Origin of the sequence: Mesorhizobium sp. B2-4-18 (genome assembly GCF_006441385.1) — a bacterium.
Lineage (GTDB): Bacteria > Pseudomonadota > Alphaproteobacteria > Rhizobiales > Rhizobiaceae > Mesorhizobium > Mesorhizobium australicum.
In genome coordinates this window covers 57133-72345 of record NZ_VFUW01000017.1, presented here as the reverse complement: position 1 = coordinate 72345, position 15213 = coordinate 57133, and the positions used below count along the sequence as shown (strand labels likewise).

Below are 15213 nucleotides of genomic sequence, written 5' to 3'. Positions count from 1 at the left end.
CGTCCCGGCGCTCCGGACTAACCTTGGGCGATGGCTCTCAGTCTCCTAAAGCTTTGCGTCGGTTGCGACAGTGTCGAGGATCTCGAAGAGTGGATCGCCTTCCGTCTTGACGAGCGCCGCCGTGCCGGCGAACCAGCCGAACACTGGCACACCACCCGCATGATGCCGACACGTGGCGACGAGGTCACCGATGGCGGTTCGCTCTACTGGGTGATCAAGGGCAGCGTGCAGTGCCGCCAGTTGATCACGGAAATCCGGCCGTTCACCGATGACGACGGCATTGGCCGCTGCCATTTGATGCTCGATCCCGAGGTGGTGCGCACCGACTGGCAGCCGCGCCGCGCCTTCCAGGGCTGGCGTTACCTGAAGCCGGCGGACGCCCCGGCCGACCTCGGCAAGGGCAAGGCGGGATTGGTCGAGATGCCGCCGAAACTCAGGCGCGAGCTGGCCGACCTCGGCCTGCTCTAGGGCTTGAGCGAAGGATTGCCTGCTGCCGCGCCCGCGTTTTCTGGCCCTCAATCTTGCCCCGCGCTGGACTTGCAAGCGACGCGACGACGCCACATCTTGAAATCCATGCGCGATGAAGAACTGTCGACACAGGCCGCTGTGCTTTGGAGGATCAGTTCGCATGATGGTCCTCCTTCCGGCCCGATTAAAGGCCATGATTCTGGCGCAGGAAAAGTGTTGAAGGACATCACGCGGCTGTCCGAGCGGACAGGACCCCTGCGGGGCGGTGCGAAATGTTAGGCGCAATTATCATTGTGGTCGCGTTGTTGCTGGTGCTGCTGGGGGTAGCCACCGCATTTCTCCGCGCGGATCCGGCGCAACTCGCAAGCGGAATGAGAAAATTGGGACCGATCCTGCTGGCGCTGGTGGGTGGCGCCGTGCTCCTGGTCGGGCGCCAAGGCATCGGCGGCATCATTCTGTTCGTGGCAATCGCCTGGTACGGCGCCATGCATACGGGCGGGCCAAAGGCCAGACCGGGTGCTGGAAAACGCTCAACGGTGCGGACGGCGGCACTCGAGATGGAACTCGATCACAATACTGGCGGCCTGGAAGGGCTGGTGCTGGCCGGCCGCCACGATGGCAAGATGCTTGGCTCGATGACCCTTGCGCAATTGCAGCATCTCTACCGCGAACTCTCCGGCGATCCGGAGAGCCGGCAGTTGCTAGAGACGTATCTTGACGGCAGATTTCCCGTCTGGCGCAAATACGCTGAGACGAACGGTGGCGAAAGGCTGGGTGTTGCGCCAGGTCCGGGCGCCATGACTAAGGAGGAGGCCTACAAGGTCCTTGGTCTTGAAGCGGGGGCCGCCGCGGCGGATGTCCGCAAGGCGCACCGCCGCCTGATGCAGCGCCTGCACCCCGATGTCGGCGGCACGTCTTTCCTGGCGGCGCGGATTAACGAAGCCAAGGACGTCTTGCTCTCCAATCACAACTAGTCTCCTTCGACGCAAAAATTTTCCGGGAGATATCTTCCACGCAGTCCTATTGCTGGACGGCGTAGCACTCGATTTTCTTCTTCTTCAAAGCGGTGCAGGCCTTCCAGGCGGCATCCTTGGAACCAAAGCCGCCGAAGCGAGCGCGGTAGTAGGTGGCGCCGTCCTTGTCGAAAGCGACGGTGAAGCCGGAAGCGTTGGCCAGCACCTTGGGAGCCTGCTTGGTGGTCTTGTCGAGGAAAGCCTGGGCTTCGGACTGTTTCGGCGAGGAGGCAACCTGGATGGCCCAGCCTGACGGAACCGACGCGGTGCTGACCGGATCAACGGCCGGGGTGGGCTCGGCATAGGCGGCCACGACCTGGGCGGTGGCGACCTTGGGGGCGGAGACGATGACCGTCTTTACCTTCTTTGCCGGGACAACCAGCTTGGGTGCCTCCGCCTCGGCTGTATCCTCGTCCTCGCTGTCGCCCTGGGCAACGGTCGCGTCGTCGGCGACGGCCGTATCGGCTTCCGCCACGGCCACCGGCTTTTCGTCCGGGGTCGGCGCGTCATGCTTGGGCAGGAGAACCTTTGCAAGTGCGCTGATGGGGTTGCTGTCCGCCTTGGCAACGAGGTCGCCGCCACCGCGGGTCGAGGCCCTCGGCAGATAGGTGTTGATCAGGCCCGCCATCTGGTTGTCTCGGCTGCCGCCCGACGTGCCGCCCATGACAACGGCGACCAGGCGACGGTTGCCGTCATTAACGGACGAGACGAGATTGAAGCCGGAGGCGCGGGTATAGCCGGTCTTGATGCCGTCGACGCCCTTGATGCGTCCGAGCAGACGGTTATGGCCATTGATGCGCTGGCGACCGTAGAGAAAGGATCGCTGCGCGAAATAGCCGTAGTACTGGGGAAAATGCTCCCTGAGCGCAATGCCGAGCGTGGCCATGTCGCGCGCGGTGGTGAACTGTCCCGGATCCGGCAGCCCGTTGGCGTTGCGGAAGACCGTGCCGTTCATGCCGAGCTGCCGCGCCTTGGCCGTCATCATCCGGGCGAAGTTGGTTTCGTTGCCGCCGAGCATTTCGCCGAGCGCGGTCGCCGAGTCGTTGGCCGACTTCGTCACGATCGACAGGATCGCGGTCTCGACCGCCACCGATCCACCAGGCTTCACGCCGAGCTTGGTCGGCGCCTCGGCTGACGCATGGGCCGAAAACACGACTGGCGAGTTTCTGCTGATCTTGCCCTTCGCCATCGCTTCAAAGGTCAGATAGAGCGTCATCATCTTGGTCAGCGAAGCGGGATAGCGCCGGCCATCGGCATTAGCCGAGTACAGCACCTTGCCGGTTTTGGCATCGACGACGATGGCCGCGGATTTCGCCGCGAGCGACGAGGCGACGTCCGCGACGACGAAGGTCATCGCCATGGCGAGGATCATGATCGTTTTAAGAGGGAACGCGGATTTGGAAACGAAGCCCGACAACGCCTGACGCACTGGTAGTTCCTTTGAATTTCTCGTTGCGCTGGAGGCGGCAAAGGGATCCTGCCTCACTTCTGGCCAAGCTAGCGGGGCAGCGTTACCAATCCGTTTATGGTAACCGCCGCGTTCACCATTTTCTGGGGGTTTGAGCCTTCCTTTATTCGAATTTTAGCCATTGCCGCTGCCCGCGGGGTCGCGAGTCCCCGACTTCTTGACTTTTGTGCGCTGCACAATATATATTATGCATTGCACAACGGCGCTCGGGGCAGGGCGCGTCAACCGTCCAGGGAGAGTACGAAATGACCCAGACCTATGAGGACTTCAGCAAATACGGCAAGGAGTTCGCCGACACCGGATTGAAGAGCTTCGCCTCCTTGTCCAAGGGCGCGCAGGCGATCGCCACCGAGGCCGGCGAATACACCAAGAAGAGCTTCGAAGCCGGCAGCGTCGCGTGCGAGAAGCTGTTCTCGGCCAAGTCGCTGGACAAGGCGATCGAGATTCAATCCGACTATGCCAAGCAGTCCTACGAGGCGTTCGTCGCCGAGGCTACCAAGATTGGCGACCTCTATGCCGAACTCGCCAAAGAGGCCTACAAGCCGTTCGAATCGATCGTTGCCAAGGCAAAGTAATTTTTCGCCCGTGAATTAAAATCCGGCCCTTTGGGCGCGGGACAAAACCCGGCCGTGGAAACGCGGCCGGGTTTTTTCATGCCCAAATTCCGATCCGCGACAGCGTAGGGCTTCACGATTGCGAAAAACCGCCAGGTTGGCCACCTAGCCATATTGTCAGCTAACCAGAAGGGCTTAAAATCGTCCATCGAACACCTACATGTTGAACTCGCATGAGGATTCGAAAGAGGCAGGATTACGTGACGATCGGTTTGACTGCCACGAGACAAGTGGCGCGGATGCAAAACGGCGGCGGCGACGGCAATGAGGCCGGCCGCGGGACGGCCGTCATCACGCGCACCAAAACCAAAACCAAGAAGCCCAGCCTTTACCGGGTCCTCATCCTCAACGACGACTACACTCCGATGGAGTTCGTGGTTCACGTGCTGGAACGTTTTTTCCAGAAGGACCGCGAAGCCGCCACACGCATCATGCTTCATGTTCACAATCATGGAGTGGGCGAGTGCGGGGTCTATACATTCGAGGTGGCCGAGACCAAAGTGTCTCAGGTCATGGATTTCGCCCGACAGAATCAGCATCCGCTGCAATGCGTGATGGAGAAGAAGTGAGGTAACATGCCGGCTTTCTCCCAAGGCCTGGAAAAGGCGCTTCACCAGGCGCTGACGCTCGCCAATGAGCGCCACCATGAATATGCAACACTTGAACATTTGCTGCTCGCGCTCATCGACGACACCGAGGCGGCCGCCGTCATGCGCGCCTGCAACGTCGATCTCGACGAGCTGAAGCATACCGTTCTCACCTATATCGATACCGAGCTCGACAATCTGGTTACCGGCTACGACGAGGACTCTAAGCCGACCGCCGGCTTCCAGCGCGTCATCCAGCGCGCGGTGATCCATGTGCAGTCATCGGGTCGCGAGGAAGTGTCTGGTGCCAACGTGCTCGTGGCGATCTTCGCCGAGCGCGAAAGCCATGCCGCTTATTTCCTGCAGGAACAGCAGATGACCCGCTACGACGCGGTCAACTACATCTCGCACGGCATCGCCAAGCGTCCGGGCGCGTCGGAGAGCCGCAGCCCGCGCGGTGCCGATGACGAGCAGGGCGGCCCGAACGGCGCCGAGCCACAGGAGGAGGGCGGCAAGAAGAAGCAGCAGCAGGACGCGCTGACCGCTTATTGCGTCAACCTCAACAACAAGGCCAAGGCCGGCAAGATCGATCCGCTGATCGGCCGCGAAGGCGAGATCAACCGCACCATCCAGGTGCTGTGCCGCCGTTCCAAGAACAACCCGCTCTATGTCGGTGACCCCGGTGTCGGCAAGACGGCGATCGCCGAAGGGTTGGCCAAGCGCATCGTCGAGGGCGACGTGCCGGAAGTGCTGCACAATGCCACCATCTTCGCGCTCGACATGGGCACGCTGTTGGCCGGCACGCGCTATCGTGGCGATTTCGAGGAACGGCTGAAGCAGGTCGTCAAGGAACTCGAGGATTATCCGGGTGCCGTGCTGTTCATCGACGAGATCCATACGGTGATCGGCGCCGGCGCCACTTCTGGCGGCGCCATGGATGCGTCGAACCTGTTGAAGCCGGCGCTGTCTTCCGGTGCGATCCGCTGCATCGGTTCGACCACCTACAAGGAGTTCCGCCAATTCTTCGAGAAGGACCGTGCCTTGGTGCGGCGCTTCCAGAAGATCGACGTCAATGAGCCGACCGTCGAGGACGCCATCGAGATCATGAAGGGCCTGAAGCCCTATTATGAGGAATTTCACAAGGTGAAGTTCACCAACGAGGCGATCAAGGCCTCGGTGGAACTGTCGGCGCGCTACATCAACGACCGCAAGCTGCCGGACAAGGCGATCGACGTGATCGACGAGACCGGCGCCTCGCAGATGCTGGTGCCGGAAGCCAAGCGCAAGAAGACGATCGGCATCAAGGAGATCGAAGCGACGATCGCCACCATGGCGCGTATTCCGCCGAAGACGGTTTCGGCCGATGACGAGAAGGTGCTGCAGGGCCTGGACATTGAGCTCAAGCGCGTCGTCTACGGCCAGGACACCGCCATTACGGCGCTGACCTCGGCGATCAAGCTGGCACGGGCCGGCCTGCGCGAACCGGAAAAGCCGATCGGCTCGTACCTGTTCTCGGGCCCGACCGGCGTCGGCAAGACGGAGGTCGCCAAGCAGTTGGCCGCCTCGCTCGGCGTCGAACTGATCCGCTTCGACATGTCGGAATATATGGAACGCCACACCGTCTCGCGGCTGATCGGCGCGCCTCCCGGCTATGTCGGTTTCGACCAAGGCGGCCTTTTGACCGACGGTGTCGACCAGCATCCGCACTGCGTGCTGCTTCTCGACGAGGTCGAGAAGGCGCATCCGGACCTGTTCAACATCCTGTTGCAGGTGATGGACCACGGCAAGCTGACCGACCACAATGGCAAGCAGATCGACTTCCGCAATGTCATCCTGATCATGACCACCAATGCGGGCGCATCCGATGCGCAGCGCGCGGCGATCGGTTTCGGTTCGACCAAGCGCGAAGGCGACGATGTCGAGGCGATCAACCGGCTGTTCACGCCGGAATTCCGCAACCGTCTCGACGCGATCATCCCGTTCGGCTCGCTGCCGGTGCCGGTGATCCATCAGGTGGTGCAGAAGTTCGTCATGCAGCTGGAAGCCCAGCTCTCCGAGCGCGGCGTCACCTTCGACCTGTCGCCGGACGCGATCGCCTGGCTTGCCGACAAGGGTTATGACGAACGCATGGGCGCGCGTCCACTTGGCCGCGTCATCCAGGAGCACATCAAGAAGCCGCTGGCCGACGAGGTGCTGTTCGGCAAGCTGAAGAAGGGCGGCACGGTGCGCGTCACCGTCGAGAAGAAGGAAACCGGCGAGACCGGCCTGAAGCTCGAATCGCTCGCCGACGAGGCACCGGTGAAGCCGAAGAAGGAAGAGCCCGAAGACGCGCCGAAGCCGCCCAAGGCGGTGGCCAAGAAGCCCGCGGCCAAGAAGGCCGTGGCGCAGAAGCCGGAGCCCAAGGGCAAGGACGGCGGCAAGCGCAGCCTTGTGCCCCAATTGCCCCGCAAAGGCTGAACAGTCACCCCCTCGAAAAGCCCCGGCAACGGGGCTTTTTTCGTTGGAGAAGAGGCGATCCATGGTCGGGCAAATCATCATCCTGAACGGCGCGCCGCGATCGGGAAAATCAAGCACCGTCCAGGCCATTCAGGAGCATTTCGATGGCGTCTGGATGAATCTCGGCGTGGATGTTTTCGAGCTGGCCACGCCGCCACGATGCCGGCCTGGAATAGGACTGCGGCCGGGCGGCGAGCGTCCGGACCTCGAGGGCCTTGTGCCGGAATTATACGCCGCTCTCTACGAGTCGATCGCCGCCCACAGCCGGCTGGGACTGAACGTCGTGGCGGATGTTGGTCACCACGACGCCTATTCGAAGCCCTTTGATTGCCTTGCCGACTGTGCTCGTCGTCTCGTCGGCCTTCCGGTACTATTTGTGGGTATTCGCTGCCCGATCGGAATCATCATGCAGAGGCGTGCCGCCACTGCGACGGCGAGGGGGTATGTGACCGGCTCGCCTGACGATCCCGTGCCGTTGCCGGTGCGCCTGTGGCAAGAGGAGGTGCACCGGCCAGGCGTATACGATCTGGAAGTCGACACGTCGCTGCTGACGCCTGCACAATGCGCGGATGCGATCCGCAAACGGCTGCGGCAACATGCAGAGCATCCGACGGCGTTTGAGAAGCTTTCGGCTGTCTCCACGACCAAACCATTCTGATCACGCGTCCTGGCGGGCGATGGGAATGGATTTCAGCCGGCTGACGGTTGTGTTTTCATTCTGAATTAACGACCTTCGTGCAGATTTGACGAATGGTTCTCCTCCCTGCAGAACGCACGATATTGGCGGCTACCCTGGCGCTGGTGGCGGTTTGCCTTTTTCTTGTTTGGGAGAAAGGAACCGTCGTCTCGCTCGACGGATATATTCCTTCCGTTTATTTTGCCGTTCTCTTGACAATCATCGGCCAGTTCTACCGTCGGGTCCGCAAGGCGGAGCGCGTTGCCCTCACCACACACATTCTGGCGCTGTTCATCGCCTATTCCGTGCCTGCCGCCCTTTTCAACATACTGTTGCTGCCGCGGCCATCGGAGCCGATCGACGCCATGCTTGTCCGGATGGATTCGTGGCTGGGATATTCCTGGCCGGGCTTTTGCGCCTGGATTGCGCAATATCCCCGCCTCTCGGATTTGCTTCGGCAAATCTACAACCTGACGCTGGCCCAGTTGCTGTTCACGTTTCTCTTCCTCGGCATGGCGAACGACCGGCGCCGCCTGCATGCGGCCGCATTGGGGACAGTAATAGCATCACTGGCGACCATATTCTGCTGGGCGCTGTTCCCGTCCGCCGGCGCCGCAGGCTACTGGACGCTGGCGCCGGAGGTGGACCGTATTGTCCGGCCGGTCGTAAGCTCGGCTTATGGCACGGAATTGAATCGCCTGTTCGCCGAGGGCGTACCGGATGTTTCCAGCCTGAAAGTAACCGGTCTCATTGGGTTTCCCTCGTTTCATACCGTCATGGCGCTGATTTCGCTGATCGCGATCTGGCCCTACAGGCCGATGCGTTTTGCATTGATCCTGATCAGTGCCGCCTTGTGCCTGCGATCCTCATCCAAGGCGGGCACAATCTGATGGATGTGTTCGGTGGAACGACGATCACGCTGATATCCTGGCGGCTCGGGTTAATGGTTTTCGATACGCAACTGCGCAATCTCCGCGGAAGTCCGCAGGTGCTGGCAACCGCTGAAAGCCAGGCGTCAGGATAACGCCAACGCCGCTTTTATCCGGCGGGCGTTCTCAGCCAGCACCTCAGGCTTCTCTATTTCGCCCGAATGCGGCTTCAGCGGGATGCCATCGAAACGCGGAATGACGTGGACGTGGAGGTGATAGACAGTCTGCCCCGAAGCAGGCTCGTTGAATTGAATGATGGTGACACCGTCGGCGTCGAAGGCTTTTTTGACCGCTCGGGCCACTTTCTGAACAACCGTGAAAAGCGGGCCGAAGGTCAACGGATCGGCGTCGAGCAAGTTGCGCGACGGCGCTTTCGGCACCACCAGCGTATGGCCGGGTCCTTGCGGCATCACATCCATGAAAGCCACGACGGCTTCGTCCTCGTAAACGCGATGCGAGGGGATCTCTCCGCGCAGGATCTTTGCGAAGATGTTGCCGGTATTATAGGCGGCCTCAATCATGGCAAACGCTCCGAAGTGTGCCTTGCCGTCCGGTGTAGCGAAGCGACCTGCGAGCAGCAAGGCGAAGCTGCGGTGCGATCAACCGAGGTCGCCAATATCCTTGCGGAACGGGGTATGCTCTTCCAGATATTCGCCCATCCGCTCCACTTCGCGCCGCTCGCGCCTGAGATAGTCGGCGACCGCGTTGCGCAGGCCAGGATGGGAAATGTAGTGGGCCGAATGCATGGTCACCGGCCGGTAGCCGCGCGCCAGCTTGTGTTCGCCTTGCGCGCCTGCCTCGACCACCTTCAGCTTGCGTTCGATGGCGAAGTCGATGGCCTGGTGATAGCAAACCTCGAAATGCAGGTAGGGGTGATCCTCGATGCAGCCCCAGTTGCGGCCGTAGAGCGCGTCGGAACCGATGAAGTTGATGGCGCCGGCAATATAGCGCCCGTTGCGCCTGGCCATCACCAGCAGGATGTCGTCCGCCATGCGTTCGCCGATCAACGAGAAGAACTGGCGGTTCAGGTAGGGGCGGCCCCATTTGCGGCTGCCGGTGTCCATATAGAAGGCGAAGAAATCGTCCCAGGCCTTTTCGGTCAGGTCCTTTCCGGTCAGCCAGTCGATCGAGATGCCATCGGCCAGCGCCTCGCGCCGTTCCTTCCTCATCGCCTTGCGTTTGCGTGAGGCAAGCGTGGCGAGGAAGTCGTCATAGGTTGAAAAGCCTTCGTTGAAGAAATGGAATTGCTGGTCGGTGCGATGCAGGAAGCCCGCGGCTTCCAGCGTCGCGACGTCGCTCTCCTGCACGAAGGTGACATGCGCAGAGGAGACGCCGAGCTTGTCGGTCACCATTTTGAGACCGGCCGCAAGCCCAGCCTTCACCGCATCCTGATCCTCGCCTTTGCCGACCAGCAGGCGAGGGCCGGTGACGGGGGTGAACGGCACGGCACTTTGCAGTTTTGGATAGTAACGGCCGCCGGCGCGCTCGAAGGCATCCGACCAGCCGTGATCGAACACGTATTCGCCCTGGCTGTGCGACTTGAGATAACAGGGAACGGCGCCGAGGAGCCTGCCTTGCGCGGTCTCCAGCCGCAGGTGATGACCTTGCCAGCCGGTGCGCCGCACCGCACAGCCGGAATCCTCAAGAGCGCTCAAAAAAGCGAATGAAACGAGCGGGTTGTACCCGGCCTCCGTGTCGCCACGCGTGGTTCCGGAAAAGCCGTTCCATTCGTCGCAGGTAAAGGCACCGATGCCGGCGGCGATGCGGATCGAATAGTCCGCATTCGCCATTTGCCCGTCGCCGTCATCACCCTGATCCATGAGGCTTATTTAAGCTCCATTCGGGCCGCTACAAGTCACGTTTCGGGCACCCTGTTCAGGCGACTTCGACCAGGTCGGGTTCGAACCCTTCGAACGTCATCTGGTCGGCGTATCTAAAGGTCAGGTCGATCGCGGGCTGATCATGCACCGTCCAGGTGATGACAGGCATTTTGAGCTTTTCGCGCACGAAGCTGACAAACGGGTTCGGCAAGTCGCCTGCGGCATACGACGTAAAGGCGAGTTCGTGCGCCAGCATGGCGAAATGTGCTTCGATCAGCTTGGCGTCCTTGCCATAGGCGGTCAATCCAGCCGGGATGCCGGGCGCGTGTTTGGGGAAATCGCGGATCAGCCAGTGATCGAATGACATGATCGCCGCCTTGCCCTTGTAGCGCTTGAGCATCTTGCCGACGCGCGCCACCAGGCCTTCGTCGCGACCGGGAGTTCCTTTCAGTTCGACCACCATGGGCACGCGACCATCGACGAGGTCGAGTGCTTCCTGCAACGTCGGCACGTGATCCGCCGTGCCGCCAACCTTGAGCGCGGTAAGTTCGGCCGCGCTGCGTTGCCAGACGAAACCGTCCTGCCCGGTCAGCCGTTGCAAATCGTCGTCATGGATCACGACGGGGATGCCGTCCGACGACAGATGCACGTCGCATTCGATCGCGTAGCCGCGTTCGGCCGCGGCAGCGAAGGCGGAAAGCGTGTTTTCCCAGCGCGTCTTGTTCATGTCGTGAAAGCCGCGATGGGCAACGGGCCGGGCGGTCAGCCAGGATAGGTCTGTCATGGTGTTCGGGCTCACTCGACTTCGAAGATCGCTTCGATTTCCACTGCGGCATTAAGCGGCAGGGAGGCGGTACCGACGGCCGAGCGGGCGTGCTTGCCGCGCTCGCCAAGGGCGGCGACCAGGAAATCGGAGGCGCCGTTGGCAACCAGATGCTGCTCGACGAAGTCTGCGGCGGAGGCGACGAAGACGGTGATCTTCACCAGGCGGCGAATTTTCTCGAGGTCGCCGAGCGCGGCCTTGGCCTGTGCCAGAATGTTGATCGCGCAGTATTTTGCCGCGTCCTTGCCGGTGGCGGTGTCGACATCGCGGCCGAGCAGGCCGCTCGCCTGCAGCTTGCCGTCCTTGAGAGGCAATTGTCCGGCGGTGAACAGCAGGCTGCCGGTCCTGCAATAGGGCACGTAGTTGGCGGCTGGTGCGGCGGCAACGGGAAGCGCCACGCCGAGATCACTTAGCCGCTTTTCGATTGTTTCACTCATTGCTTTTCCCTATTGCTGGAAGGTGCCGCGCTGGCCGGGCCGAAATTGCTATTTTTGCCTCGCTTCCGCCACGACTTTTTTTAAGCTGGACCATCTTTCCCTGCGGCCTGCCATCAGCCGCGACGATCGGAGTACCTCATGCGCGCGACGCGCCTTGCATTCCACGCCGTTCTGTTGTCGGCGCTTTTGCCAACAGGCGCCGCTGTCGCCGCACCGGCGCTGCAGGCGCATCGCGCCGTCTATGATCTCACGCTCAAGAAGGCGGATGATCGGTCCGGCATCACCGGCATCACCGGCCGCATGGTCTACGAGTTCAATGGCTCGGCCTGCGAAGGCTATACGGTGAAATTCCGTTTCGTCACCCAGATCGCCACCAACGACAACACGAAGCTGACCGACCAGCAGACGACGACTTTCGAGGATGCCGAAGGCAAGACCTTTTCATTCGTGACGAAATCCTTTGTCGACCAGAACCTCGACAAGGAGGTCAGGGGTATGGCCACGAAAGACGCGAAGGGCCTCAAGGTCGACATCGACAAGCCGGAGAAGAACAGTCTCGAACTCGCCGCCACCCAGTTTCCGACCCAGCACCTGGTCGAGCTGATCGGAAAGGCCGAAAAAGGCGAAAACTTCTATCAGACCAACCTGTTTGATGGTTCGGAAGACGCCAACAAGGTGATGACGACCACCGTCGTCGTCGGCAAGAAGAGCGAGGCCGACAAGGCCGATCCGGAGGCGCCGGCATTGGCGAAGCTTGCCACCGACAAATACTGGCCGGTCGACATCGCCTATTTCGACGACAGCGCCCAGAACGGCGAGGAAGTGCCGGAATACCGGATCAGCTTCAAGCTGCACGAGAACGGCATCACCCGTGATCTCGTCATGGACTATGGCGACTTCTCGATGACCGGCAAGCTGGTCAACCTATCGCTGTTCGACCAGACAAAGCCTTGCCCAGTATCGAAATAGCAGGGTCGGGCAATTGAGCTGGCCGTGGCGGGCTTGATGGCAGTCTATGTAGATGCGGCGATCTGGAAATGGGCCGGCCATCTCTGGTGCCATCTCCTAGCCGACGACACCGACGAATTGCATCGCTTTGCGGCGGAACTCGGCATCAAGCGCTCGTCCTACCAGGGCCCGCCTAAGACATCCGCTCCGCACTATGACATAACCGGCTTCGAGCGCGACCGTGCGGTGCGGCTGGGCGCCATCGAGTGCAGCCGCGAGCAGATCGTCGCCATCTTCCGGCGCGTGCGGGTGCCCAACGGAAAGTCCAAGCGATGACACCAACGGCATTCCTGGCATATTGCGCCGCTGTGACGCTCGCCGCCGCCACGCCGGGGCCGGCAATGTTCGCGGTCATCACCAACGGCGTGTCGCGTGGGTTCCTGCGGGCCTTCATGGCAGGCCTTGGGGTCGCCGCCGGCGATGCCGTGCTCGTCACTCTGGCGCTGCTGGGGTTGGTGGCCCTGGCTCAGACCTTCGAATGGATCTTCCTCCTGTTGAAATATGCCGGCGCCGCCTATCTGATCTTTCTCGGCGTCAGGATGTGGCGGGCCTCGGTCGCGCAATCGAATGAGCCGCGGACGGGGCAGGCGAAATTGTCCCGATCCTTCCTGCTCGGCGCGTTCATAGCGCTCGGAAACCCGAAGGCGATCCTGTTCCATGCCTCGATCATGCCGCTGATTCTCGACCTCGACACGATGACCTTTTTCGATGGCCTGCTGGTGGTGGCTACCGTCATCAGCGCCAATATCGTGACGATGGGGGTCTATGCCGCGCTCGCGGGCCGGGCTTCGGGCTGGTTCAGGACACCCTGGCGCATGCGGCTGATGAACAGGTTCGCCGGCAGCGCCATGATCGGCACCGGAGCGCTGATTGCCGCACGCTAGGCGTTAAAGCGCCGCCCTGCTTGCGTTTGTCGGACTTCCCCTCTATATGCGCGCTCATTCCACACACGGACTTTGGTGTCTGCCCGGGAGAAATCCGGCTGAGACCTCCGGTGGCGTTCGAGGACCTCGGTCCAAAAATGCCTGTGTCCGTGGAGGCTAACCGGAAAGGAACTTAGAATGGCACTGCCTGATTTCAGCATGCGCCAGCTTTTGGAAGCTGGCATTCACTTCGGCCACCAGACCCACCGCTGGAACCCGAAGATGGCGTCCTACATCTACGGCGCCCGCAACAACATCCACATCATCGACCTCTCGCAGACGGTGCCTTTGCTGCACCAGGCGCTGAAGCAGGTTTCCGACACCGTCGCCAAGGGCGGCCGCGTGCTGTTCGTCGGCACCAAGCGCCAGGCGTCGGACATCGTTGCCGATGCGGCACAGCGTTCGGCCCAGTACTACGTCAACTCGCGTTGGCTCGGCGGCATGCTGACCAACTGGAAGACGATCTCGAACTCGATCCAGCGCCTGCGCAAGCTCGACGAGATGCTGGCCGGCGAAGCGCAAGGGTTGACCAAGAAGGAACGCCTGAACCTCGATCGCGAGCGCGAGAAGCTCGACAAGGCGCTCGGCGGTATCAAGGACATGGGCTCGACGCCCGACCTGATGTTCGTGATCGACACCAACAAGGAGGCGATTGCCATCCTCGAGGCCAAGCGCCTGGGCATCCCGGTCGTCGCCATCATCGATTCGAACTGCGATCCGGACAAGATCGATTTCCCGATCCCCGGCAATGACGACGCGGCCCGCGCCATCCAGCTTTATTGCGATCTGATCGCCAAGGCCGCCATCGACGGCATCGCCCGTCAGCAGGGCGCGCTCGGCATGGATATCGGCGCTTCGGTCGAAGCTCCGATCGAACCGGCGCTCGATCCGGCTCCGGCGTCGGAAGCCCCCGAGGCTTGACAATCGAAGGCCGGTTGCGGCCTTCATCTTTCTCATATTTTGGCACGCTAAACAGACGCACCATCGAATACCGATGGTGCGTCGGTGCATTTAAACAAAGAGGCGACAATGAGCATTTCGGCTGCACAGGTCAAAGAACTCCGCGACTTGACCGGCGCGGGCATGATGGACTGCAAGGCGGCGTTGAACGAGACCAACGGCAACTTGGAAGAGGCCGTTGACTGGCTGCGCAAGAAGGGTATCTCCAAGGCCGACAAGAAGGCCGGCCGTACGGCAGCCGAAGGTCTGATCGGCGTCGACAACGGTGTGCGTGAAGCTGCCGTGGTCGAGGTGAATTCCGAGACCGACTTCGTCGCCCGCAATGCCGCCTTCCAGGAAATCGTCGCCAACGTCGCCAAGGTGGCGCTTGCCTATGGCACGACCGAAGCGGTCGCCGCCGCCAAATATCCGGGCTCCGACAAGTCGGTCACCGACACCATCAAGGACGCGGTCGGCACTATCGGCGAGAACATGGGCTTCCGCCGCTCGGCCAAGCTCACCGTTCCGCATGGCGCGGTTGCGACCTATGTCCACAACGCTGTTGCCGATGGTCTCGGCAAGCTCGGTGTGCTGGTCGCGATCGAGACCACGGGCAACGAGCATGCCGCCAATGCCTTTGGCCGCCAGGTCGCCATGCATGTCGCCGCCACCAACCCGATGGCGCTGACCGCCGAGCAGATCGATCCGGCCGCGGTCGAGCGCGAGAAGGCAATCTTCTCCGATCAGGCGCGCCAGTCCGGCAAGCCGGAAGCCATCATCGAGAAGATGGTCGAGGGTCGCCTGCGCAAGTTCTATGAGGAAGTCGTGCTCCTGAAGCAGGCCTTCGTGCTCAATCCCGACATCACCGTCGAGAAGGCGCTGCAGGATGCCGAAAAGGAAATCGGCGCGCCGGCCAAGATCACGGCCTATTTGCGCTTCGCCCTTGGCGAGGGCATCGAGAAGGAAGAGACGGATTTCGCCGCGGAAGTCGCGGCGGCGGTCAAGAAGTAAC

At 61.6% G+C, this 15213-nt stretch carries 17 protein-coding genes; 12 read left to right on the top strand and 5 right to left on the bottom strand.

The genetic code is table 11. The annotated features are described in order from the left end of the window. Positions 1-30 precede the first annotated feature (30 nt). Both FJ527_RS28170 and FJ527_RS28165 read left to right on the top strand, forming a co-directional pair. Positions 31-468, top strand: a complete 438-nt coding sequence (locus FJ527_RS28170; RefSeq protein ID WP_140824592.1) for a DUF1489 family protein — start codon at positions 31-33, stop codon at positions 466-468. Positions 469-740: 272 nt separating this feature from the next. Continuing rightward, positions 741-1442 (top strand): DnaJ domain-containing protein, encoded by a 702-nt coding sequence (locus FJ527_RS28165; protein ID WP_140726943.1) that lies wholly within the window; start codon positions 741-743, stop codon positions 1440-1442. Positions 1443-1488: 46 nt separating this feature from the next. On the opposite strand, the gene FJ527_RS28160 is transcribed toward FJ527_RS28165, so the two are convergent. After that, positions 1489-2910: a D-alanyl-D-alanine carboxypeptidase family protein gene (locus tag FJ527_RS28160; RefSeq protein ID WP_140616379.1), complete on the bottom strand. Its 1422-nt coding sequence runs from the start codon at positions 2908-2910 to the stop codon at positions 1489-1491. A 284-nt stretch (positions 2911-3194) separates the two neighbouring features. Between FJ527_RS28160 and FJ527_RS28155 the strand changes: the two genes are divergently transcribed. The 5 genes from FJ527_RS28155 (at position 3195) to FJ527_RS28135 (ending at position 8212) form a co-directional block, all read left to right on the top strand. After that, the gene (locus FJ527_RS28155; RefSeq protein ID WP_015317766.1) at positions 3195-3524 is read left to right on the top strand and encodes a phasin family protein; all 330 of its coding nucleotides are present in this window, start codon (positions 3195-3197) and stop codon (positions 3522-3524) included. A 278-nt stretch (positions 3525-3802) separates the two neighbouring features. Continuing rightward, positions 3803-4132 (top strand): ATP-dependent Clp protease adapter ClpS, encoded by a 330-nt coding sequence (clpS, locus tag FJ527_RS28150; protein ID WP_010909565.1) that lies wholly within the window; start codon positions 3803-3805, stop codon positions 4130-4132. Between the two features lie 6 nt (positions 4133-4138). Further along, positions 4139-6607 carry an ATP-dependent Clp protease ATP-binding subunit ClpA gene (clpA, locus tag FJ527_RS28145; protein WP_140824591.1) on the top strand — a complete coding sequence of 823 codons (2469 nt, stop codon included), beginning with the start codon at positions 4139-4141 and terminating at the stop codon, positions 6605-6607. 61 nt (positions 6608-6668) lie between these two features. Further along, positions 6669-7304 carry a chloramphenicol phosphotransferase gene (locus FJ527_RS28140; RefSeq protein WP_140824590.1) on the top strand — a complete coding sequence of 212 codons (636 nt, stop codon included), beginning with the start codon at positions 6669-6671 and terminating at the stop codon, positions 7302-7304. Between the two features lie 92 nt (positions 7305-7396). Next, the gene (locus FJ527_RS28135; protein WP_246677829.1) at positions 7397-8212 is read left to right on the top strand and encodes a phosphatase PAP2 family protein; all 816 of its coding nucleotides are present in this window, start codon (positions 7397-7399) and stop codon (positions 8210-8212) included. A 125-nt stretch (positions 8213-8337) separates the two neighbouring features. On the opposite strand, the gene FJ527_RS28130 is transcribed toward FJ527_RS28135, so the two are convergent. The 4 genes from FJ527_RS28130 to FJ527_RS28115 form a co-directional block, all read right to left on the bottom strand. Continuing rightward, positions 8338-8772 carry an HIT family protein gene (locus FJ527_RS28130; RefSeq protein WP_140824589.1) on the bottom strand — a complete coding sequence of 145 codons (435 nt, stop codon included), beginning with the start codon at positions 8770-8772 and terminating at the stop codon, positions 8338-8340. Between the two features lie 78 nt (positions 8773-8850). Further along, the gene (locus FJ527_RS28125) at positions 8851-10071 is read right to left on the bottom strand and encodes a GNAT family N-acetyltransferase (RefSeq protein ID WP_140824588.1); all 1221 of its coding nucleotides are present in this window, start codon (positions 10069-10071) and stop codon (positions 8851-8853) included. 55 nt (positions 10072-10126) lie between these two features. Beyond that, entirely contained in the window at positions 10127-10855 is a 729-nt protein-coding gene (locus FJ527_RS28120) for a glycerophosphodiester phosphodiesterase (protein WP_015317773.1), read from the bottom strand. Positions 10856-10866: 11 nt separating this feature from the next. Then, a complete protein-coding gene (locus tag FJ527_RS28115; RefSeq protein WP_140824587.1) occupies positions 10867-11331 on the bottom strand; it encodes a RidA family protein in 465 nt (154 codons plus the stop codon). 138 nt (positions 11332-11469) lie between these two features. On the opposite strand from FJ527_RS28115, the gene FJ527_RS28110 reads away from it, so the two are divergent. From FJ527_RS28110 to tsf, 5 genes are all read left to right on the top strand, one after another. Continuing rightward, a complete protein-coding gene (locus tag FJ527_RS28110; RefSeq protein ID WP_140824586.1) occupies positions 11470-12300 on the top strand; it encodes a cell envelope integrity EipB family protein in 831 nt (276 codons plus the stop codon). A 36-nt stretch (positions 12301-12336) separates the two neighbouring features. Next, the gene (locus FJ527_RS28105) at positions 12337-12615 is read left to right on the top strand and encodes a DUF4031 domain-containing protein (protein ID WP_140616396.1); all 279 of its coding nucleotides are present in this window, start codon (positions 12337-12339) and stop codon (positions 12613-12615) included. Further along, entirely contained in the window at positions 12612-13223 is a 612-nt protein-coding gene (locus tag FJ527_RS28100; protein WP_140824585.1) for a LysE family translocator, read from the top strand. Before FJ527_RS28105 ends, FJ527_RS28100 begins: the two co-directional genes overlap by 4 nt. A 177-nt stretch (positions 13224-13400) precedes the next feature. After that, entirely contained in the window at positions 13401-14183 is a 783-nt protein-coding gene (rpsB, locus tag FJ527_RS28095; RefSeq protein ID WP_140824584.1) for a 30S ribosomal protein S2, read from the top strand. Between the two features lie 108 nt (positions 14184-14291). Then, positions 14292-15212: a translation elongation factor Ts gene (tsf, locus tag FJ527_RS28090; RefSeq protein WP_015317779.1), complete on the top strand. Its 921-nt coding sequence runs from the start codon at positions 14292-14294 to the stop codon at positions 15210-15212. Position 15213: the final 1 nt, after the last annotated feature.